Annotated in this window: 18 protein-coding genes; 16 read left to right on the top strand and 2 right to left on the bottom strand. The window is 50.6% G+C overall.

Translation table 11 applies throughout. The annotated features are described in order from the left end of the window. Positions 1-8 precede the first annotated feature (8 nt). The 8 genes from MNO13_RS10490 (at position 9) to otsA (ending at position 9,680) form a co-directional block, all read left to right on the top strand. Positions 9-1,214 (top strand): glycoside hydrolase family 88 protein, encoded by a 1,206-nt coding sequence (locus tag MNO13_RS10490; RefSeq protein ID WP_064545785.1) that lies wholly within the window; start codon positions 9-11, stop codon positions 1,212-1,214. Between the two features lie 45 nt (positions 1,215-1,259). Beyond that, on the top strand, positions 1,260-1,817 hold the full coding sequence (locus MNO13_RS10495; RefSeq protein WP_064545787.1) for a DJ-1 family glyoxalase III: 558 nt from the start codon (positions 1,260-1,262) through the stop codon (positions 1,815-1,817). Positions 1,818-2,215: 398 nt separating this feature from the next. Then, positions 2,216-3,205: an arabinose ABC transporter substrate-binding protein gene (locus MNO13_RS10500; RefSeq protein ID WP_064545789.1), complete on the top strand. Its 990-nt coding sequence runs from the start codon at positions 2,216-2,218 to the stop codon at positions 3,203-3,205. A gap of 110 nt (positions 3,206-3,315) precedes the next feature. Then, positions 3,316-4,830, top strand: a complete 1,515-nt coding sequence (gene araG / locus MNO13_RS10505) for an L-arabinose ABC transporter ATP-binding protein AraG (RefSeq protein WP_121813723.1) — start codon at positions 3,316-3,318, stop codon at positions 4,828-4,830. A 14-nt stretch (positions 4,831-4,844) separates the two neighbouring features. Then, positions 4,845-5,864, top strand: a complete 1,020-nt coding sequence (gene araH / locus MNO13_RS10510; RefSeq protein ID WP_241939957.1) for an L-arabinose ABC transporter permease AraH — start codon at positions 4,845-4,847, stop codon at positions 5,862-5,864. A 194-nt stretch (positions 5,865-6,058) separates the two neighbouring features. Next, entirely contained in the window at positions 6,059-7,324 is a 1,266-nt protein-coding gene (locus tag MNO13_RS10515) for an HAAAP family serine/threonine permease (protein WP_064545794.1), read from the top strand. A 153-nt stretch (positions 7,325-7,477) separates the two neighbouring features. After that, on the top strand, positions 7,478-8,281 hold the full coding sequence (gene otsB / locus MNO13_RS10520) for a trehalose-phosphatase (RefSeq protein ID WP_064545796.1): 804 nt from the start codon (positions 7,478-7,480) through the stop codon (positions 8,279-8,281). Next, the gene (otsA, locus tag MNO13_RS10525) at positions 8,256-9,680 is read left to right on the top strand and encodes an alpha,alpha-trehalose-phosphate synthase (protein WP_241939958.1); all 1,425 of its coding nucleotides are present in this window, start codon (positions 8,256-8,258) and stop codon (positions 9,678-9,680) included. Before otsB ends, otsA begins: the two co-directional genes overlap by 26 nt. 407 nt (positions 9,681-10,087) lie before the next feature. On the opposite strand, the gene uspC is transcribed toward otsA, so the two are convergent. Beyond that, on the bottom strand, positions 10,088-10,513 hold the full coding sequence (gene uspC, locus MNO13_RS10530) for a universal stress protein UspC (RefSeq protein ID WP_064545802.1): 426 nt from the start codon (positions 10,511-10,513) through the stop codon (positions 10,088-10,090). 803 nt (positions 10,514-11,316) lie between these two features. Here uspC and flhD point away from each other — a divergent pair. From flhD to cheW, 6 genes are all read left to right on the top strand, one after another. Further along, positions 11,317-11,667, top strand: a complete 351-nt coding sequence (flhD, locus tag MNO13_RS10535; protein ID WP_064545804.1) for a flagellar transcriptional regulator FlhD — start codon at positions 11,317-11,319, stop codon at positions 11,665-11,667. A gap of 4 nt (positions 11,668-11,671) precedes the next feature. Next, on the top strand, positions 11,672-12,250 hold the full coding sequence (flhC, locus tag MNO13_RS10540; RefSeq protein ID WP_064545806.1) for a flagellar transcriptional regulator FlhC: 579 nt from the start codon (positions 11,672-11,674) through the stop codon (positions 12,248-12,250). Between the two features lie 128 nt (positions 12,251-12,378). Beyond that, positions 12,379-13,272: a flagellar motor stator protein MotA gene (gene motA / locus MNO13_RS10545; protein WP_064545808.1), complete on the top strand. Its 894-nt coding sequence runs from the start codon at positions 12,379-12,381 to the stop codon at positions 13,270-13,272. Further along, positions 13,269-14,198, top strand: coding sequence for a flagellar motor protein MotB (motB, locus tag MNO13_RS10550; RefSeq protein WP_064545810.1), 930 nt, complete (start codon positions 13,269-13,271; stop codon positions 14,196-14,198). Before motA ends, motB begins: the two co-directional genes overlap by 4 nt. A 10-nt stretch (positions 14,199-14,208) precedes the next feature. Continuing rightward, positions 14,209-16,215, top strand: a complete 2,007-nt coding sequence (gene cheA, locus MNO13_RS10555; protein ID WP_241940064.1) for a chemotaxis protein CheA — start codon at positions 14,209-14,211, stop codon at positions 16,213-16,215. Positions 16,216-16,244: 29 nt separating this feature from the next. Next, positions 16,245-16,745: a chemotaxis protein CheW gene (gene cheW, locus MNO13_RS10560; RefSeq protein ID WP_064545814.1), complete on the top strand. Its 501-nt coding sequence runs from the start codon at positions 16,245-16,247 to the stop codon at positions 16,743-16,745. 109 nt (positions 16,746-16,854) lie between these two features. On the opposite strand, the gene MNO13_RS10565 is transcribed toward cheW, so the two are convergent. Next, entirely contained in the window at positions 16,855-18,117 is a 1,263-nt protein-coding gene (locus tag MNO13_RS10565; RefSeq protein ID WP_064545816.1) for a dicarboxylate/amino acid:cation symporter, read from the bottom strand. Between the two features lie 337 nt (positions 18,118-18,454). On the opposite strand from MNO13_RS10565, the gene tar reads away from it, so the two are divergent. Together tar and MNO13_RS10575 are read left to right on the top strand one after the other, a co-directional pair. Next, positions 18,455-20,116, top strand: a complete 1,662-nt coding sequence (gene tar / locus MNO13_RS10570) for a methyl-accepting chemotaxis protein II (protein WP_064545818.1) — start codon at positions 18,455-18,457, stop codon at positions 20,114-20,116. A gap of 42 nt (positions 20,117-20,158) precedes the next feature. Next, positions 20,159-21,763, top strand: a complete 1,605-nt coding sequence (locus MNO13_RS10575) for a methyl-accepting chemotaxis protein (protein WP_241939959.1) — start codon at positions 20,159-20,161, stop codon at positions 21,761-21,763.

Here is a 21,763-nt window from a genome sequence, read left to right on the forward strand (position 1 = left end):
GAGACGTTATGACCCGTACTGTTGCCACTGAAAAAGTCGTGACCGAGCCGCTGCGCCCGATTGAATTACATCAGGTTGACCGTCTGGCACTGAATCGCAAACTGGATGCCGCGTTAAAAAGCGTGACCAAAAAACTGGACAAAAACATCATTGCCCTGGGTGACAAGTTCCCAAATGAAGCCTGTGAAGGCGGAAAATGGGCACCAACAGGCAACGTCGAATGGACAACCAGTTTTTGGACTGGCCAGTTGTGGCTGATGTGGGAGTTGACCGGCGATGACAAATATCGTCAAGCCGCCGAGCGCTACTTGCCCTCTTTCGCGGAACGTTTAGACCAGCGTATTGAAACCGCGACTCATGACCTGGGCTTTCTTTATACCTTGTCATGCATCAATGCCTGGCGGTTAACGGGTAATGAAACGGCTCGTCAGACTGCGCTGCAAGCGGCTGACATTTTAATGGAACGTTACAACCCGGTCGCCAAAATCATCCAGGCGTGGGGCGATTTGAATGACCCGGAACAACAGGGGCGGATGATTATTGACTGCAATATGAACCTTCCGCTGCTTTATTGGGCGAGTGAACAAACGGGTGATGCGCGTTACGCGCAAGCGGCAACAGCACACGCACAGCAGGCGGCAAAATATATCGTGCGTCCGGATTCCTCCACTTTCCATACTTTCTATATGGATGTGGAAACGGGCGAGCCACGATTTGGTAATACGCATCAGGGCTTCAGTGACACTTCGTGTTGGTCGCGTGGGCAGGCTTGGGGCATCTATGGTTTCTTGCTCACTTACCTGTACACCGGTGACACCAGCATGGTGGATCTCACCCGCAGCCTGGCACATTACTTTATCAACCGCTTGCCGGAAGATGATGTCTGTCATTGGGATCTGGCATTGCTGGGAACCGATGCGGTGCGTGATAGCTCGGCGGCGGCGATTACCGCCTGTGGCTTGCTGGAACTGGTCAACACGCTGCCGGTGTTGGATGAACATCGTGCCCATTATGAAGAGATGGCGCTGCGGATTATCCAGTCACTGACGGATAACTATCTGGCACGCGACGATGAAGCGTGTGAAGGCTTGTTGAAACACTCGGTTTATCACATGGCAAGCGGCAAAGGTGTCGATGAATGCTGTAGTTGGGGTGACTATTTCTACCTGGAAGCACTGACCCGCGTGCGCAAGGTATGGAATCTCTACTGGTAAATATTTCGCCCCCGCAGGCCTGCGGGGGCAACATGGAGAGTTGGAATGAAAACTGTTGCTGTTCTGCTGGCTCCTGGTTTTGAAGAAGGTGAAGCTATTGTCATTATTGATATTTTGCGCCGCCTTCAAGTTAACGTTCGTACACTGTCTTGCGTAGATACGCGCGCCGTGGTGAGTTACCACGATATTCCGATGGTTGCCGATGCCACATTAAGCGAATGTTTTGATGAAACCTTTGATGCCGTGGTTTTACCCGGCGGCCCGGAAGGCAGCGCCTTTTTGGCAGGTTGCGCCAGTGTGATTGCCTTCGTGCGCCGTCATGACGAACAGGGCAAATTTATCTGCCCGATTTGCTCCGCCGCGGCACGTGTCTTGGGTGGAAATGGTTTATTGAAAGGCCGCCGTTACGTCTGCTCCGGTGATTTATGGCAGCAGGTGAAAGACGGTGAATATGTTGACGCTGATGTCGTTGAGGACGGTAATCTGATTAGCGGAAGGGGGCTGGGCAAAGTGTTTGATTTTGCATTGACCGTTGCAGCTCGCCTGGAAGGTGATGAAGCGCCAGCCCGCGACCAGGCGGATCATATTTATTATCCGTGGTAGTGGTGAATACTCAGGGAATATTTTATTCCCCTGAGTATTCGTATTAACAAAAAAATCGTATTACTCCCGCATTGCTTTTTATTAAAACATTTTATTTTCTGATCAATACTTTTCCCGCCTGATAGTCAACAAAGCCGCAAGGATGTGCTGGCTGTACTTATGGATAATTCAGCTAATTACCTCTCAATTCATCATACATATCTGCTCATTCTTATGCCTTTAATGGCTGAATGTATGTACGCTTTTACTGTATTTCTGGCGTGTGATTGCGCTCTCCTATGGATGATTAATTTCCCGCTACAACTATCGTAAGCCCAATAGCTAAAAGTCGAAACGGCTAATGGCTTGTTTTAACTAAACCTTACCCTACATAAAATAAGATCGAGCGGGAGTTTACCATGCACAAATTTACTAAGGCGCTAGCGGCCATCGGCATTGCGGCGGTTATGTCACAATCCGCTATCGCTGAAACCATGAAGCTCGGTTTTCTGGTGAAACAACCAGAAGAACCCTGGTTCCAGACTGAATGGAAATTTGCCGATAAAGCCGGCAAAGATCTCGGTTTTGAAGTGATTAAAATTGCGGTTCCGGACGGCGAAAAAACCCTTAATGCTATCGACAGCCTGGCCGCCAGCGGCGCGAAAGGTTTTGTTATCTGTACGCCAGATCCAAAACTGGGTTCAGCAATTGTCGCAAAAGCGAAAAGCTACGACATGAAAGTCATTGCCGTGGATGACCAGTTTGTCACCGCCAAAGGCGCACCGATGGACACCGTGCCGTTAGTGATGATGGCAGCGACCAAAATCGGCGAGCGCCAGGGGCAAGAGCTGTACAAAGAGATGCAGAAACGTGGCTGGGATGTGAAAGAGTCGGCGGTGATGGCGATTACAGCAGATGAACTCGACACCGCTCGCCGTCGTACTTCTGGCTCGATGGACGCTCTGAAAGCCGCCGGTTTCCCGGAAAAACAAATCTACAAAGTCCCAACTAAATCTAACGACATCCCTGGGGCATTCGATGCCGCAAACTCCATGCTGGTTCAGCACCCTGAAGTGAAACACTGGCTGATTGTCGGCATGAACGACAACACCGTGCTGGGCGGCGTGCGCGCCACTGAAGGTCAGGGCTTTAAAGCGCCAGACGTGATTGGTGTAGGTATCAATGGGGTGGATGCGATAAGCGAGCTGTCGAAGGCGCAGGCTACCGGCTTCTATGGTTCACTGCTGCCAAGCCCGGACGTTCACGGTTATAAGAGCAGCGAAATGCTCTACAACTGGGTCACTAAAGGGGCTGAACCACCGAAGTTCACCGAAGTGACTGACGTGGTGCTGATCACGCGCGAAAACTTTAAAGAAGAACTGGCGAAAAAAGGTCTCGGCGGTAAGTAAAGTTTGTGGTGGATGGTGCTTGCGCTCATCCACCCTACCCAAATCTCACCAACGTCAACACCAACTGTAGGTCGGATAAGCACAAGCGTCATCCGACATTGGGGTATGTCATGCAACACCAGACACCGTATCTCTCTTTTCGTGGTATAGGCAAAACCTTCCCCGGCGTGAAAGCCTTACAGGACATCAGTTTCGACTGCTATGCCGGGCAAGTTCACGCTCTAATGGGGGAGAATGGCGCAGGAAAATCAACGCTGCTGAAAATCCTCAGCGGGAACTATGCGCCTACTGAAGGCAGCATTGTGCTGCGTGGGGAACCCGTTACCTTTGCTGATACCCCTGCGGCACTTAATGCCGGTGTCGCGATTATTTATCAGGAACTCCACCTGGTGCCGGAAATGTCGGTTGCCGAGAATATTTACCTTGGGCAACTGCCGCATAAAGCAGGGTTTGTGAACCGCTCGCTACTCAATTACGAAGCTAAAATACAGCTTGAGCATCTGGGGCTGGATATTGACCCGAGCACGCCGCTCAAATATTTGTCTATCGGCCAGTGGCAGATGGTGGAAATCGCCAAGGCGCTGGCGCGTAACGCAAAAGTTATCGCTTTTGATGAACCCACCAGTTCGCTTTCACGTCGTGAAATCGACAATTTGTTCCGCGTGATTCGTGAATTACGCGCTGAAGGCCGCGTCATCCTTTACGTTTCGCATCGTATGGAAGAGATTTTCGCCCTCAGCGATGCGATTACCGTGTTCAAAGATGGTCGCTACGTGCGCACCTTCGATGACATGAAACAGGTCAACCATGATTCGCTGGTACAGGCGATGGTCGGGCGCGACCTCGGTGATATTTATGGCTGGCAAGCACGCGACCATGGGGCTGAGCGTTTGCGGCTTGAGGGCGTAAAAGCCCCAGGTGTGCGCACGCCGATTTCGCTTTCAGTTCGCAGTGGCGAAATCGTTGGGCTATTTGGCCTGGTCGGTGCCGGGCGTAGCGAATTAATGAAAGGAATGTTTGGCGGCACGCGCATAACGGAAGGCAAAGTGCAGATTGATGGCGAAGTTATCAACATCAATAAACCGGCGGATGCGATTCGTGCGGGCATGATGCTCTGCCCGGAAGACCGTAAAGCGGACGGTATTATTCCGGTGCACTCGGTGCGCGACAACATCAATATCAGTGCGCGGCGCAAACATATTAGTGCAGGCTGCCTGATTAATAACCGTTGGGAAACCGACAACGCCGCCTCTCACATCCGTTCCCTGAATATCAAAACCCCATCGGCTGAACAGCTGATCATGAATCTCTCTGGTGGTAACCAACAAAAAGCGATTTTAGGGCGCTGGTTATCAGAAGAGATGAAAGTGATTCTGCTAGATGAGCCAACACGCGGCATCGACGTCGGCGCAAAACACGAAATCTACAACGTGATTTATGCGCTTGCGGCTCAAGGTGTGGCGGTGCTGTTTGCCTCCAGCGATTTGCCTGAAGTGTTAGGGCTTGCCGACCGCATCATTGTGATGCGCGAAGGGGAAATAGCCGGTGAACTGCTGCATGGCGAAGCCAATGAACAGCAAGCATTAAGCCTGGCGATGCCAAAAACCAGCGCGTCAGCCGCATGAGTAAGGAGAGAAAAATGTCTGCATTGACTCCATCATCAACGAAAGCATCATCAACCAATGCCTCGTCGGGCGATAGCAAGAAAAAGTCGTCTTTAAGTCTTGGGCGCATCTGGGACAACTACGGCATGCTGGTGGTGTTCGCGGTGCTGTTTATCGCCTGCGCCATCTTTGTGCCAAACTTCTCTTCTTTTGTGAACATGAAAGGGTTGGGATTAGCCATTTCGATGTCGGGAATGGTGGCGTGTGGCATGTTGTTCTGCCTGGCATCCGGTGATTTTGATTTGTCTGTTGCGTCAGTGATTGCCTGTGCGGGCGTCACCACGGCGGTGGTCATCAACCTGACTGAAAGCCTGTGGATTGGCGTGGCGGCTGGGCTGTTGCTTGGCGTATTAAGCGGCCTGGTTAACGGTTTTGTCATCGCCAGGCTGAAAATCAACGCCCTGATTACCACCCTTGCCACCATGCAGATTGTGCGCGGACTTGCGTACATTATTTCTGATGGTAAAGCGGTCGGCATTGAAGATGAGCGCTTCTTTACGCTGGGTTATGCCAACTGGTTGGGGTTGCCTGCACCAATCTGGCTGACGGTCGGTTGCCTGATAATTTTTGGCTTCTTACTCAATAAAACCACGTTTGGCCGCAACACGCTGGCGATTGGCGGTAATGAAGAAGCGGCGCGTCTTGCAGGTGTTCCTGTGGTGCGCACCAAAATCATTATCTTCATTCTTTCTGGCTTAGTCTCGGCTGCTGCAGGGATAATACTGGCTTCGCGTATGACCAGCGGCCAGCCAATGACCTCTATTGGCTACGAACTGATTGTGATTTCTGCCTGCGTATTGGGTGGCGTATCGCTGAAAGGGGGGATTGGCAAAATTTCCTACGTGATTGCCGGTATCTTGATTCTCGGCACCGTAGAAAATGCCATGAACTTACTGAATATTTCACCATTTTCGCAGTATGTGGTGCGCGGTCTGATCCTGTTAGCAGCGGTTATCTTTGACCGTTACAAACAGAAAGCGAAACGCACGGCATAAATACCCGGCCTCGCAGAAAAGTCATCCGGTGGATTAGCGTAAGCGACATCCACCAGTTTTTTAATGTGACATCACTTCACTTATCAGTATTTCCGTCCAGAAACTAATGCAAACCAAGAGGTGAATCACTGAAATAGTCACGCTGCTAAAGTATAGTTGGCGGCGTTGAAATTCGGCCTCAAGGAGATGAGCCAATGAGCAGTGATGTAAACTACACCAGCAGTAAAGTACGTGTTCCTGAAAATCGTAAGTTTGATACCACCTGGGTATTAAGTCTGTTCGGAACCGCCGTCGGGGCAGGGGTGTTGTTCTTGCCAATCAACGCCGGAATGGGCGGATTTTGGCCGCTAGTCGCCCTCGCGGTGATTGTTGGGCCGATGACCTGGCTTGCACACCGTGGCCTTGCACGTTTTGTTTTATCCTCACGTAACCCTGGCAGCGACATCACCGAAGTGGTGGAAGAGCATTTCGGCGCTAAAGCGGGCATCTTAATTACACTGCTCTATTTCTTCGCCATCTACCCAATTCTGCTGATCTACGGCGTGGGCATCACCAATACCATTGATTCTCTGATGGTTAACCAATTGGGAATGGCGTCTCCACCGCGAGCTATTTTGTCGATTGTGCTGATTGTCGCGCTGATGGCGGTAATGTTGACCAGCGAACGTGTGATGCTGAAAATCACCGAACTGATGGTTTACCCGTTAGTGGGTATTTTACTGTTCCTCTCACTCTATTTGATTCCTCACTGGAATACTGCTGCGCTGTCGCAGATGCCAAGTGCTATCGATTTCACCAGCACCATGTGGCTGACCATTCCGGTGCTGGTGTTTGCTTTCAACCACTCTCCGGCTATCTCCTCGTTTGCGCTGTCACAGCGCCGTGAATATGGCAATCACGCGGATGAAAAATCCAGCCAGACATTGCGTAAAACCTCGACGATCCTGCTGGCATTTGTCATGTTGTTCGTCTTTAGCTGTGTTCTGAGCGTGACGCCTGCGGATTTGCTGGCAGCAAAACAGCAAAATATTTCGATGCTGAGCTTCCTGGCGAACAAATTCGATAACCCGTTAATCTCCATCTTTGGCCCACTGGTGGCAATTCTGGCGATTTCCAGTTCCTTCTTCGGTCACTACCTGGGCGCGCGTGAAGGTCTGCATGGTCTGGTTAAGAAAATTGCTCGCCACAACGGCAAGCGTTTTGATGACCGCAAACTGAATAAAGCGATTGCGCTGTTCTTCCTGCTGAGCCTGTGGCTGGTGGCAACACTGAACCCAAGCATCCTTGGCATGATTGAATCGTTGGGCGGCCCAATCATCGCGATGATCCTGTTTATCATGCCGATGTACGCTATCCACAAAGTGCCGGCACTGGCGAAATTCCGTGGCAAAGCGAGCAATGTGTTCGTTACGGTCATGGGGCTGGTGGCTATTTCAGGCCTGATCGCCAGCTTCTTCTAATCTCTGCCATACCATGACACCAGGCTGCATGCAGCCTGGTGATTTATCCTGGAAAATTGCGACACCCGTCACCCTGTCTATACTTACATGGCTAATCATCATCTCTCGTTACCGTTACGGTGGCGAGATTAACCATGTAAGGAGGAGCCGCTGGTGGCTGAAGTCTCATCTGTACCGCCTCTACTTTCAGGAAACCTTGCCTTTTTCTTTGACCTCGATGGCACGCTAGCAGAAATCAAACCGCACCCGGATCAAGTCTACATTCCGGCCGCCGTGCGCACGTTACTGCAAAAAATGTCCGTGATGAGCAACGGGGCACTGGCATTGATTTCAGGGCGCTCAATGTCCGAGCTCGATAGGCTCGCGACACCCTTTCACTTCCCGCTTGCGGGCGTGCATGGGGCTGAACGCCGTGACATCAATGATAAAACCCATGTTGTGACCCTACCTGAGCCGGTCGTAAACGCGCTCCAGCAGCAATTAAGTGAAGCACTCCTGCCGTTTCCGGGCACAGAGATTGAAGCCAAAGGCATGGCCTTTGCGCTGCATTACCGCCACGCACCGGAGGCCGCCGATGCCATTTTAGAACTGGCGAAATCGATGACGTTACGCTATCCCGAACTGGCATTACAGCCAGGGAAATGTGTGGTGGAGTTAAAACCGCTGGGCATCGACAAAGGGGCCGCGATACGCGCATTTATGCAGGAAGCGCCTTTTGCCGGGCGCACCCCGATATTTATTGGTGACGACCTTACGGACGAGGCGGGATTTAAACAGGTCAATGCCCTTGGCGGGCTGACCATCAAAGTCGGTGCGGGCGTGACAAGTGCCCATTACCGACTGGCAAATGTGCGCATGGTTTATCACTGGCTTGGAAAATTAACGCATTACATAGAACAACAAAAGTCAGACATTTTACGGGGAGAAGATTATGAGCCGCTTAGTGGTAGTCTCTAATCGCATTGCGCCGCCGGACGATAAAAAAACCAGTGCCGGTGGCCTGGCGGTGGGAATTTTAGGCGCGTTAAAAACGGCGGGTGGATTATGGTTTGGCTGGAGCGGTGAAGTGGGAGACCCCGATGCTGCTTTAAAAAAGACCAAACGAGGTAACATTACCTGGGCGTCATTCAATCTGAGCCAACAAGATTACGAAAGCTATTATCTACAATTCTCGAATGCGGTACTTTGGCCAGCGTTTCATTATCGTTTGGATCTGGTCGATTTCCAGCGAGAAGCCTGGGAAGGATATCAACGGGTCAATACTCTGCTGGCCAGCAAACTCAAGCCGCTGCTGGAGAATGACGACATTCTGTGGGTGCACGACTACCATTTGCTGCCTTTTGCCGCCGAATGCCGCAAACAGGGGCTCGATCATCGTATTGGTTTCTTCCTGCATATTCCGTTCCCAACCCCTGAAATATTCAACGCGCTGCCGCCACATGGCGAGCTGATTGAGGCGTTGTGTGAATACGATTTGCTGGGCTTCCAGACTGAGAACGACCGTCAGGCTTTCCTCGATTGTGTCGCCACCCAGACGCGTCTGGAAAATAAAGGTAAGAACCAGCATCAAGCGTTTGGCAATAGCTTCCGCACCGAGGTTTACCCGATAGGCATTGAGCCGCAAGAGATCAAAAAGAGCGCCGAGGGGCCGCTGCCACCAAAACTCGCACAACTCAAAGCCGAACTGGGGAGCATCAAAAACATCTTCTCTGTAGAGCGACTGGACTACTCCAAAGGGCTGCCGGAACGCTTCCTCGCTTTTGAAGCTTTGCTGGAAAACTACCCGCAGCACCGCGGCAAAATTCGTTATACGCAAATTGCGCCGACGTCGCGCGGCGATGTTCAGGCGTACCAGGATATTCGTCATCAACTGGAAACGGAAGCAGGACGCATTAATGGTAAATACGGGCAACTGGGCTGGACGCCGCTGTATTATCTGAACCAGCACTTTGACCGCAAACTGGTGATGAAAGTGTTCCGACATGCCGATGTCGGTTTAGTAACGCCGCTGCGTGACGGCATGAACCTGGTGGCAAAAGAGTACGTGGCGGCACAAGACCCGGCTAATCCAGGGGTATTGGTGCTGTCGAAATTTGCTGGCGCGGCGAATGAATTATCGTCCGCTCTCATTGTTAACCCATATGACCGCGATGATGTTGCCGCGGCACTGGATCGCGCATTAACCATGCCGCTTGCTGAGCGAATATCACGCCACAGTGAAATGATGGCGGTGATTGAAAAGAATGACATTCATCGCTGGCAGCAGAGGTTTATTGACGACCTAAAGAAGGCCGTGCAGCGTTGCGATGAATCAAATTTGGATAAGAAGGTGGCGACGTTTCCGAAGCTGGCGTGATTTCCGCGCCAACTTGTTTTGTCGGATGACGCTCACGCTTATCCGACCTACGATTTCTGGGGCAATTTATACCGGGAACAAGGTCAAAACCGGTTCGGTGTGGTCTTTATCCTTTGATGTTGACCTTTGGTTCCGGCTTCAATCGCCTCCATTTTGGCTCCAGGTGGCAGGGTCCAGTCGTCGGGAACGACTGGAGGGCGCGATCGTCGGGAACGAATCGCAACCGACCCTGACACGGAGGCAAACTGGAGGTTTACCGCTTGCGGCGATTGATTTGCCGGACGCCGGGATTATCAAGGGGTTGGCGTTAACCCCTTGATACGTTCACCGTTCATTGAGCTATAAGAGAAAGAAGATTTACGGGTGAACGGAAAATCACGGACTGCCATAAACATTAGCCATAAACATTAAGTGCCCAATGGCACCAACAACACATCCACCTTGCTTGACTCGACTACCGCCTTCGCGGAGCAAATTATCTTGCTGAAAAAGGTTTGATTGTGGTTGCCGCAAATCACTAAATCTACCGATCTCTGGTTACAGATTGCCAAAATATGCTCACTTAATTCGCCCGTAGCAATAACAGTATTAGCAATGGGGTAATTAGCTTTTTCGAGCAGTTCATCAATAAAGATCTGCGTCTCTTCAAGCATTAATTCCCGTAAGTTTTCAAGCATAGGCGCGGCGAATTGATTATAGAGTTCGGGTTCCGAGGCGAGTGTAATTAAAGTGATTTTCCCATTAACTGGCCGGGCAATAGAAACTGCCCGGGCGACCAGCAAATGGCTTTCAGGACTGACAGCGACAGCAACCAGTATATGTTTGTAACTCATTACAACCTCCTGTTGCCTGAGAACCAGACGGTTAACATCTTCCTATATCAATCTACGTTATTGCGCAAGTATAGTAACCACAGGAACTGTGAGCCTGCTCAAGAAAATTCATAAATAACGCTAATGTAAAATAGTTGTAATGAGAATGTGAAGTATAAATTGCTCGTTTTACCATCAAACTTTTGTATTATTTTTTCTGGTTACCATGCCGCTCCAATTCAATAGCGAATGACTTCTTTTTCTTAGGCAAAATAATGTCTTACAAGGTGTTACATGCTGAAAGTAGGATTTTTATTAGTGTATTCGTTGGTCTAATTGAAAATGCGAGATAAATCACACAGATAAGATAATTCCTGACCGTGTTATTGCTCGTAAGTCATAGGGTTGTTAGCGCGAAGATAAGGTTTTTCCAGATAAACGTAACGGATATACCGAGTTTGTTTATAAAACATTCAAATGGAAAGTCTCACTGATGTTTTAGTGGGATGCATACAGTAAATATATGTGATCTCCATCACATAAACTTGAAAATTCAACGACCCCCGCATTGTATGTCTAAAGGGCTACGAGTAGAGTTTGCGCGGAATTAGGAAAAATCTTAATTTCTTACAAATTTTTACGCTCGGATATGAACGCACCCACAAGGAAGTTTCACTGCATTTTTGGCGCGGTGGATTCAGTGCATCCTATCGGTTAGTTAACGAGCTTTTTTTGGTTGTTTTAATTTTAACCGGGAATTCCCGGCGACTCACGGGGTGCGGCATCGCCGCATGTATAAAAGTTAGTTTTTCAGGATGAACAAAATGCATACATCCGAGTTGTTAAAACATATCTACGATATTAATTTGTCGTATTTACTTCTTGCGCAACGCCTTATTAATGGCGACAAACCTTCAGCAATGTTTCGTTTGGGCGTGAGCGAGGATATGGCCAATACCCTTAGCGAATTAACCTTGCCACAAATGGTAAAATTGGCGGAAACCAATCAACTGATTTGTCAGTTCCGTTTTAGTGATAACCAATCAATTACTCGTTTAACACAAGACTCACGTGTGGACGATTTACAGCAAATCCATACTGGCATTTTGTTATCCACCCGCTTATTAAAAGAGGTGTCGCCGATAGACGAGGCACCTCGCAAAAAAAGGGCGTAACAAAATGAGCGAGAAAAGTATTGTTCAGGAAGCCCGCGACATACAACTGGCGATGGAATTAATCACGCTGGGCGCTAGATTGCAGATGCTTGAAAGCGAAACACAATTAAGCCGTGGCAGACTAATCAAACTTTATAAAGAGCTCCGCGGGAGTCCTCCGCCGAAAGGAATGCTACCTTTTTCTACCGACTGGTTTATGACCTGGGAGCAAAATATCCATGCTTCCATGTTTTGCAACTCCTGGCAGTTTTTACTACGCACCGGATTATGTTCCGGTGTTGACGCGGTCATCAAAGCTTACCGCCTCTATCTTGAACAGTGTCCGGCACAAGAGGGTGGCCCGCTACTGGCGCTGACTCGCGCCTGGACCCTTGTCCGTTTTGTTGAAAGCAATATGCTTGAATTGAGTAGTTGTAATTGCTGCGGTGGTAACTTTATCACCCACGCACACCAGCCAGCAGGCAGCTTTGCTTGTAGTTTGTGCCAGCCTCCATCGAGAGCAGTAAAAAGACGTAAACTTTCTTCGAATACTGCCGATATTATTCCACAACTGCTGGATGAACAGGTCAAACAGGCCGTTTAACAGTTCGGTGTGGATAAACACTCCAGCAGCGATAAGCAATTATCGCTGCTTTTTTTTGCCCCGCGCCTGACTGTTTTCACCTCTGATTTGTGATTCCTCGTCACATTTAACAGCAGAAGGATGTACTCGTGCTGATTGTAATAGGTTATCTGGTCGTTATTGCGACAGTATTCGGCGGCTATATGATGACTGGCGGTCATCTTGGCGCACTCTATCAACCAGCTGAATTTATCATCATTGGTGGGGCGGGTATTGGGGCCTTTATCGTGGGTAATAACGGTAAAGCGATTAAAGCGACGATAAAAGCGTTGCCATTACTTTTTCGTCGCTCGAAATATACCAAAAGCATGTATATGGATCTCATGGCGTTGTTATATCGCTTGATGGCGAAGTCACGTCAACAAGGGATGTTTTCGCTGGAACGTGATATTGAAAATCCTAAAGAGAGCGAAATATTCGCCAGCTACCCGCGCATTTTAGCTGACACTTTGATGCTGGATTTCATTATTGATTATCTACGCCTGATCATCAGCGGGAATATGAACTCGTTTGAAATTGAAGCGTTGATGGATGAAGAAATTGAAACCCACGAAAGTGAAGCGGAAATACCGGCAAATAGCCTGGCAATAATGGGGGATTCCCTTCCGGCATTCGGCATTGTTGCGGCAGTGATGGGCGTGGTTCACGCACTGGCTTCCGCCGACAGACCGGCAGGTGAACTGGGGTCGCTGATTGCGCACGCCATGGTCGGAACCTTCCTTGGGATTTTGCTGGCTTACGGTTTTATCTCGCCTCTGGCGACCGTTCTGCGTCAAAAGAGTGCTGAAACCACAAAAATGATGCAGTGCGTGAAAGTCACATTGCTCTCAAGCCTTAACGGTTACGCGCCGCCAATCGCTGTCGAATTTGGCCGTAAAACTCTTTATTCCAGTGAACGTCCGTCGTTCATTGAACTTGAAGAACATGTGCGTGCTGTTCGTTCCCCGAACACGCAGCAGCGTGCCACGGAAGAAGAAGTATGAAACACAACGCGCGCCCGATTGTTGTCGTAAAACGACGCAAACACAAAGCCCACGGCGGCGGCGCGCACGGTTCATGGAAAATTGCCTACGCGGATTTTATGACCGCGATGATGGCCTTTTTTCTGGTGATGTGGCTGATTTCCATCTCCAGCCCTAAAGAACTGGCGCAAATTGCCGACTACTTCCGTACACCACTTTCTGCCGCGATTACCGGCGGGCAACGCATTGCCGATAGCCAAAGTCCGATTCCTGGCGGTGGCGATGATGTGACCCAACAACAGGGCGAAGTGAAAAGACAGCCCAACATTGAAGATCTCAGGAAAAAAATGGAAACCAGTCGTCTCAAGCGATTGGCCGACAAACTGGATCAATTGATTGACGCCGATCCCAGGTTGCGAGCACTGCGTCCGCATCTGCAGATTGACCTGGTTCAAGAGGGGCTGCGGATACAAATCATCGACAGCCAGAACCGCCCAATGTTTAAAAACGGTAGCGCTGAAGTTGAGCCTTATATGCGCGATATTCTGCGCAGTATTGCGCCGTTACTTAATGATTTTCCTAATAAAATTAGCTTGTCTGGTCACACTGATGATTTGCCTTATGCCATGGGAGAGCGTGGTTATAGCAACTGGGAGTTATCTGCGGACCGGGCAAATGCTTCGCGTCGCGAACTGATGTCGGGTGGACTTATCGACGGCAAGGTCCTGCGTGTTGTGGGCATGGCATCCACCATGCGCCTGACAAACCGCGGACCTGGCGATGCGATCAACCGACGCATTAGTTTGCTGGTACTGAATAAACAAGCTGAAGAGGCCATCGTGCACGAAAACGCAGAAAGCGATAATCAGCCACTAAGCATTCTCCAACAACCTGTGGCCGTAGAACCGGCGCAGAACACATTACCGCCACAATCCGGTACGAGGTGATAGCGTGAGTATGGATATCAGCGATTTTTACCAAACATTTTTTGACGAGGCCGACGAGCTACTGGCTGATATGGAACAACATCTGCTGAACCTGGTGCCTGAAGCGCCGGATTCAGAACAGCTGAATGCCATATTTCGTGCTGCGCACTCGATCAAAGGGGGCGCGGGAACGTTCGGTTTCTCCATTTTGCAGGAAACCACGCACTTAATGGAAAACCTGCTGGACGAAGCGCGACGTGGTGAGATGCAACTCAACACCGATATCATCAACCTGTTTTTGGAAACCAAAGATATTATGCAGGAACAGTTGGACGCTTATAAAAACTCCCAGGAACCGGATGCTGAGAGTTTCGATTATATCTGCAAAGCGTTACGCCAACTGGCTCTGGAAGCCAAAGGTGAAACCCCAACGCAGGCTACAAAATTAACGGTTGTTGAAAAAGAAACTGTTGAAACAGCGCCTGCCAGTGACGGCTATTTACGCATTGCCATTACCGGTTTAAAAGCCAGCGAGCGCAGTTTGTTGCTCGAGGAGCTATCTAACCTCGGCACGATAAGCGATGTCGAGCAGGGTGAAAGTTCAGTGACCGCAACGCTGGAAACCACCGTCTGTGCCGATGACATCAGCGCAGTGCTCTGTTTTGTTATCGAACCTGAACAGATCGAATTCCTGCCATTAGTGGCAAGCGGCACAGCAGAAGAAGTTGCGGAAGTTGTAGCAGCTGAAACGCCGGTTGCTGTTGCTGTGAATGCAGAGCAACCAGTGGCTGCGGTTGCGCCACCCGTTGCACCACGTAGCGAAAGAGAAAGCAAACCGCCGCGTGTCAGTGAGTCAAGCAGCATCCGTGTCGCCGTGGAAAAGGTCGATCAGCTGATTAACCTGGTAGGCGAACTGGTGATTACCCAGTCGATGTTAGCCCAACGTTCCAACGAACTTGACCCGGTTGAACACGGCGAATTGATTACCAGTATGGGTCAGTTACAACGTAACGCTCGTGACCTGCAAGAGTCAGTGATGTCTATCCGTATGATGCCAATGGAGTATGTCTTCAGTCGCTTCCCGCGTCTGGTGCGTGATCTGGCGGGTAAATTGGGTAAACAAGTCGAACTGACTTTGCAGGGTAGCTCAACGGAGCTGGATAAAAGTTTAATCGAACGCATTATTGACCCATTAACTCACCTGGTGCGTAACAGTCTCGACCACGGTATCGAATCGCCGGAAAAACGCCACGCGGCGGGTAAATCGGCAGTAGGAAATTTGATTCTTTCGGCAGAACACCAGGGCGGGAATATCTGCATCGAAGTTTCTGATGATGGTGCTGGCCTGAACCGTGAGCGCATTCTTGCCAAAGCGCTGTCGCAAGGCATGGCGGTACACGAAAACATGTCTGACGATGAAGTGGGCATGCTGATTTTTGCCCCAGGGTTCTCCACCGCCGAGCAGGTCACTGATGTGTCCGGGCGCGGTGTCGGTATGGACGTGGTGAAACGTAACATCCAGGAAATGGGTGGCCATGTTGAAATCAAATCGCAGGCCAATGTCGGCACCACCATCCGCATTATGTTGCCGCTGACCCTCGCTATTCTTGATGGCATGTCGGTCAAAGTTTGTGACGAAGTCTTTATCTTGCCGCTCAACGCGGTGATGGAGTCGTTACAGCCGAAGGAAGATGATTTGCATCCGCTGGCGGGTGGCGAGCGCGTGCTTGAAGTGCGTGGCGAATACTTGCCGCTGGTTGAACTGTGGAAAGTGTTTGATGTGACTGGCGCTAAAACTGAAGCGACGCAGGGCATCGTGGTGATTTTGCAAAGTGCCGGACGGCGTTACGCACTATTGGTCGACCAGTTGATTGGTCAGCACCAGGTGGTGGTGAAAAACCTCGAAAGTAACTATCGCAAAGTGCCGGGTATTTCTGCTGCCACCATTCTTGGCGATGGCAGTGTGGCGCTGATTGTTGATGTTTCTGCGCTGCAAGGTTTGAACCGTGAACAACGTATGGCCGGCCACGCCGCCTGATCCTCCGGGTTTTAGAATAGGATAATTAAATGACTGGATTAACTAATGTGACAAAAATGACCGGGGAAACGGTAGGGCAAGAGTTCCTCGTTTTCACTCTCGGCGACGAAGAGTACGGCATCGACATTTTAAAAGTGCAGGAAATTCGCGGATACGATCAAGTGACGCGTATTGCCAACACGCCTGCGTTTATCAAAGGGGTGACCAACCTGCGCGGTGTGATTGTGCCTATCCTCGATCTGCGCATTAAGTTTGCGCAAGATGACGTGGAATATAACGATAACACGGTGGTTATCGTGCTGAATTTCGGCCAACGTGTGGTGGGGATTGTGGTGGATGGCGTGTCTGATGTGTTGTCGCTGACGGCTGAACAAATCCGCCCGGCACCTGAATTTGCCGTCACGCTGTCAACGGAATACCTGACTGGTCTCGGCGCACTGGGTGACCGTATGCTGATTCTGGTGAACATTGAGAAGTTGCTGAATAGCGAAGAGATGGCACTGATCGATGATGTTAGCCGCGTAGCCTGATTTGGCTTAGCGGGTTGTCGGGTGGCGCTTGCGCTTGCCCGACCTACGCGATGCGGTTTTTTTGTAGGGCGGATAAGCGCAAGCGCCATCCGCCACTATCATCAGCGTATTACGCTTCTACGCGTTCGCCAGCTTCGACTTCTTCTTCCATCTCGCCTTCGTTTTTCGACAACATCGCTGTTGCCACACCGTTACCCAGCACGTTAATCGCTGAACGGCCCATATCGAGGAAGTGGTCGATACCCATCAGCAGCAAAATACCTGCCACCGGGATATTAAAGCTTGGAATGGTGGCCGCCAGCACCACCAGTGCAGAACGCGGCACCCCAGCGATACCTTTCGATGCCAGCATCAACGTCAGCATCAGTACCACAATCTCAGAGAAATTCAGGTGGATGTTATAGGCCTGGGCGATAAACATCGAAGCAAAAGAGCAGTACACCATCGAACCGACCAGGTTGAACGAATAACCAATCGGCAGAACAAAGGATGCAATGTTACGTGAGCAACCAAAGCGCGTGAGCTGATCCAATGTTTTAGGATAAGCCGCTTCTGAGCTGCTGGTAGTAAACGCAACCAGAACTGGGTCTTTGAGCATGGCAATCAGGCGGAACACATCACGCTTGAGCACCATGTAACCGACGCCAATCAGCACCATGCAGGTGAGGATGATCGCCAGATAGTAACCGCCGATAAACGAGGCGTAGTTGAGCAAAATGCCCAAACCTTCGGTGGCCACCACAGAAGATATCGCGGCAAAAATTGCCAGCGGTGCCACGTACATTACATAACCCGTCACTTTCAGCATGATGTGGGAAACCACATCCAGCGCTGCCACTAATGGCGTGTTGAATTTCTCGCCAAGCGAAGCGCCCGCAATACCGAAGAATAAAGAGAACACCACAATTTGCAGGATTTCGTTATTCGACATCGCACCCGCAATACTGGTTGGAATGGTATGCGAGATAAAGGCTTTCAGGTTCATGCCGCTAACCGCAAGGCCGGTTTGCACATCACCTGCAGGAACCTGGAGATTCATGCCCGCACCTGGCTGCTGAAGCGTGACGATGAACAAACCCACCAGAATGGAAAGGATGGAAGAGGAGACAAACCACACCATCGCTTTACCACCGACGCGGCCAATAGTTGACGTTTCGCCCATCTTCATGATGCCAACCGTTAAGGTGCTAAACACCAAAGGGGCAATCACCATTTTGATCAGTCGTAAAAAAATGTCGGTAAACAGCGTGATGTTTTCGGCATAACTTTTGATGTTGTCTGCGGCAGCGTATTCATGAATGGCGGCGCCCGAGAGAATACCGGCGAACATGAATAGCAAAATAAACAGCGTGAGTTTGTTTGAGTTTGACACTTACGTAGTAACCCCATCCGGTTTAGTAACAATAATTTAACCTATTGAACCATATATAATTATTATGTTTGCCCAATAAGTATTCGGCCCATAAATTGAAGCAAACAGCGTCCGGATTCAACTATTTTTTACTTTTTGTCGCATTTGTTAATACAGAATGCCTTATGCAACAACATGTCAGCAATCATGCAACTACCGCCATTGTCCGCTCGTCCGTAGGTTGGGCAAACGCAGTGCCCCGACGTCCTTATCCGACAAAAACATCCCAAAAGTTTCACGTAAAGTTTCGACACCGTATGCCGATAACACCGATAAGAAATCATTAAAAGGGTGTTATATGTTGAACCGTATTCGCGTTGTCACCGTGCTTTTGATGGTGTTGGTGGTGTTTGCACTCCTCCAGCTCATCTCTGGCGGAATGTTTTTTAACTCACTTAAAGATAATAACGACAGTTTTAAAGTTTCCAGAGAGTTACGCGTTCAACAATCGGAACTGGCTAATACCTGGGAATTGATGCTGCAAACCCGCATCAATCTCAGCCGCTCCGCCGCTCGTATGATGATGGATGCCAGCAACGGGCAAAGTGCGGCTAAAACCGAACTGCTCAATAACGCTAAAAAATCCCTGGCCAGCGCCCAGCAACATTACGCCCTGTTTAAACAAATCCCCGCTATTAACCCAGAGCTGGAAACCCTGGTCAAAGGCATTGATGACGATTACCAGAACTACAACCAGGCGCTGAGCGAACTGGTGGGTTACCTGGAAAGTGGCAACATGGACGCCTATTTTGCGCAGTCCACGCAAAGCCTGCAAAACGCCCTCCAGACTGAATATGGTAATTACATCGCCATGAACGACCGCATGTATGAGCAGTCGTTTATTGCCAGCACCCATAATTACAACTTTGCCAAATGGCAAATCGCCGGACTGGCGTTAGCGCTCTTTGCAGTGATTCTGCTGGTGTGGGCTGGGATGCGCCGCATTCTGCTGCAACCGCTGTCAGTGGTTATCGGCCATATTCGTGAAATCGCTAACGGCAACTTGACGGAAAATATCGTGTCCAGCGGGCGCAATGAAATCAGCGTGCTGACTTCCAGCGTGCGCCATATGCAGCAAGAACTGATTATCACCGTTGGCAGCGTGCGTGATGGTTCCGACGCGATTTATAGCGGAGCCAGCGAAATTGCCGCCGGAAATAATGACCTTTCATCGCGCACCGAACAGCAAGCCGCTTCGCTTGAAGAAACAGCTGCCAGCATGGAACAGCTTACTGCGACGGTGAAACAGAACGCCGAAAATGCCCGCCAGGCTTCACAACTGGCCTTAAGCGCCTCCGAAACGGCCCAGCGTGGCGGCAAAGTGGTGGATGGCGTGGTGAAAACCATGCACGACATCGCAGGCTCCTCGAAAAAAATCGCTGACATTACCGGCGTAATTGATGGCATCGCTTTTCAGACCAACATCCTGGCGCTGAACGCCGCGGTGGAAGCGGCACGTGCCGGTGAGCAAGGCCGTGGATTCGCGGTAGTCGCGGGCGAAGTGCGTAATCTGGCGCAGCGCAGTGCGCAGGCCGCCAAAGAGATCAAATCGCTGATTGAAGATTCAGTTTCCCGCGTGGATACCGGCTCAGTGCTGGTGGAAAGCGCCGGGGAAACGATGAGCGACATCGTCAATGCGGTGACGCGCGTGACAGACATCATGGGCGAAATTGCTTCCGCCTCTGACGAACAAAGCCGCGGTATCGATCAAGTTGCGCTGGCGGTGTCTGAAATGGACCGCGTCACGCAACAGAACGCTTCACTGGTGGAAGAATCGGCTTCTGCCGCAGCCGCCCTTGAAGAACAAGCCAGCATGCTAAACCAACTGGTCGCAGCCTTCCGTTTACAGGCTGAACCTGCGACGACGCCTGCTGTTATTGCCTCGAGTGTGGCGACACCGGTTCTCAAGACCAGTAAAGCCACCGTCAGTGGGCATGACGACAATTGGGAAACTTTCTAAGAATCATTAATGGCTGCCAGACATGCCAGCTGAGGGGATGTGATGTTCAACCGTATCCGAATTTCGACCACGCTGTTGTTAATCTTGATCGTCTGCGGCGTATTGCAGATTGGCAGTAATGGACTGTCCTTTTGGGCATTCAGGGATGACTTTCAGAATTTAAAAATGGTTGAAGTCGGAAACCAGCAACGTGACACCCTAACGCAAAGCCGTGCGGCTTTGTTGCAGGCCAGCACGGCGCTGAGCCGGGCCGGGACGCTGACGGCACTCAGTTATCCGCAAGACGATATTAAACGGCTGATGGCCAACGCGCGCGGCAGCCTGAAACAGGCTGACATGTTGTTTAACCAGTTTCTGGAAATCCCACCTTTGAATAAAGAAGGTGAGGAGATGATGGCGTCAACCAAACAAAGTTACGCCACCTATCGCGATGATCTGCAGCATCAGTCGACCTGGCTTGAGAGCAATCAGCTTTCTGATTTCCTCAGCGCGCCGATTCAGAAGTCACAGGATATTTTTGATGCCAACTTTAATGCCTGGCAGCAAAGTATTAATGACATCGTGGCGGCGTCGAGTGCAGACAGCAAAACCAATTACCAGATCTCGGCCATTATTTTTGCCTGTGTCACGGTGATTGCGATTCTGATGCTGATTGGCTCAATCGTCTGGTCACGCAGAATGCTGGTGCGCCCACTTGAAATCGTCCGCAGTCATTTTGAGCATATTGCCGCCGGGGATTTGGCACGCCCGATCGGTGTCTTTGGGCGTAACGAAATCTCTGAGATTTTCCGCAGCCTGAAAAACATGCAGCAGGAGCTTAAAGAGACGGTGGGGCAGGTTCGCCAGGGCAGCAGCGCGATGCACACCGGTATCGCAGAAATTGCTGCGGGCAACAATGACCTTTCATCACGTACCGAACAGCAGGCTGCGTCGCTGGCGGAAACCGCCGCCAGTATGGAACAACTCACCGCAACCGTGAGCCAGAACGCCGACAACGCGCGCCAGGCAGCGCAGCTTTCTCGCACTGCCGCCGATACCGCGCAGCAAGGCGGCCAGCAAGCGGCCAATGTCGCACGTACCATGCACGACATCGCCGGAAGCTCGAAGAAAATTGGTGACATCACCAGCGTGATTGATGGCATCGCTTTCCAGACCAATATTCTGGCACTGAACGCCGCCGTTGAAGCGGCTCGTGCTGGCGAGCAAGGGCGTGGATTTGCCGTAGTCGCAGGCGAGGTGCGCAACCTGGCACAACGCAGTGCGCAGGCGGCAAAAGAGATCAAAGTGTTGATTGAAGAGTCGGTTGACCGCGTGCATCAGGGTTCGCAACTGGTGGATACCGCCGCGACGACGATGGCGGAGATCGTCCGTTCGGTGACGCAGGTTAACGACATTATGGGCGAAATTGCTTCCGCCTCTGACGAGCAACGTCGCGGCATCGAACAGGTGGCGCAGGCCGTCAGCCAGATGGATCAGGTCACCCAACAGAATGCTGCACTGGTAGAAGAAGCCGCAACCGCCACCGATGCGCTGGCAAGCCAGGCCGAACACCTGAGTGGTGTCGTTGCAGTGTTTAATCTGGAAAGTGCTACTGAACAAGGCATCAGCAAAGATTTAGTCACTAACGGGGTGCTTGTCACTCCATGA

This window comes from Buttiauxella ferragutiae (genome assembly GCF_022637515.1).
In the GTDB taxonomy this organism is placed as follows: domain Bacteria; phylum Pseudomonadota; class Gammaproteobacteria; order Enterobacterales; family Enterobacteriaceae; genus Buttiauxella; species Buttiauxella ferragutiae.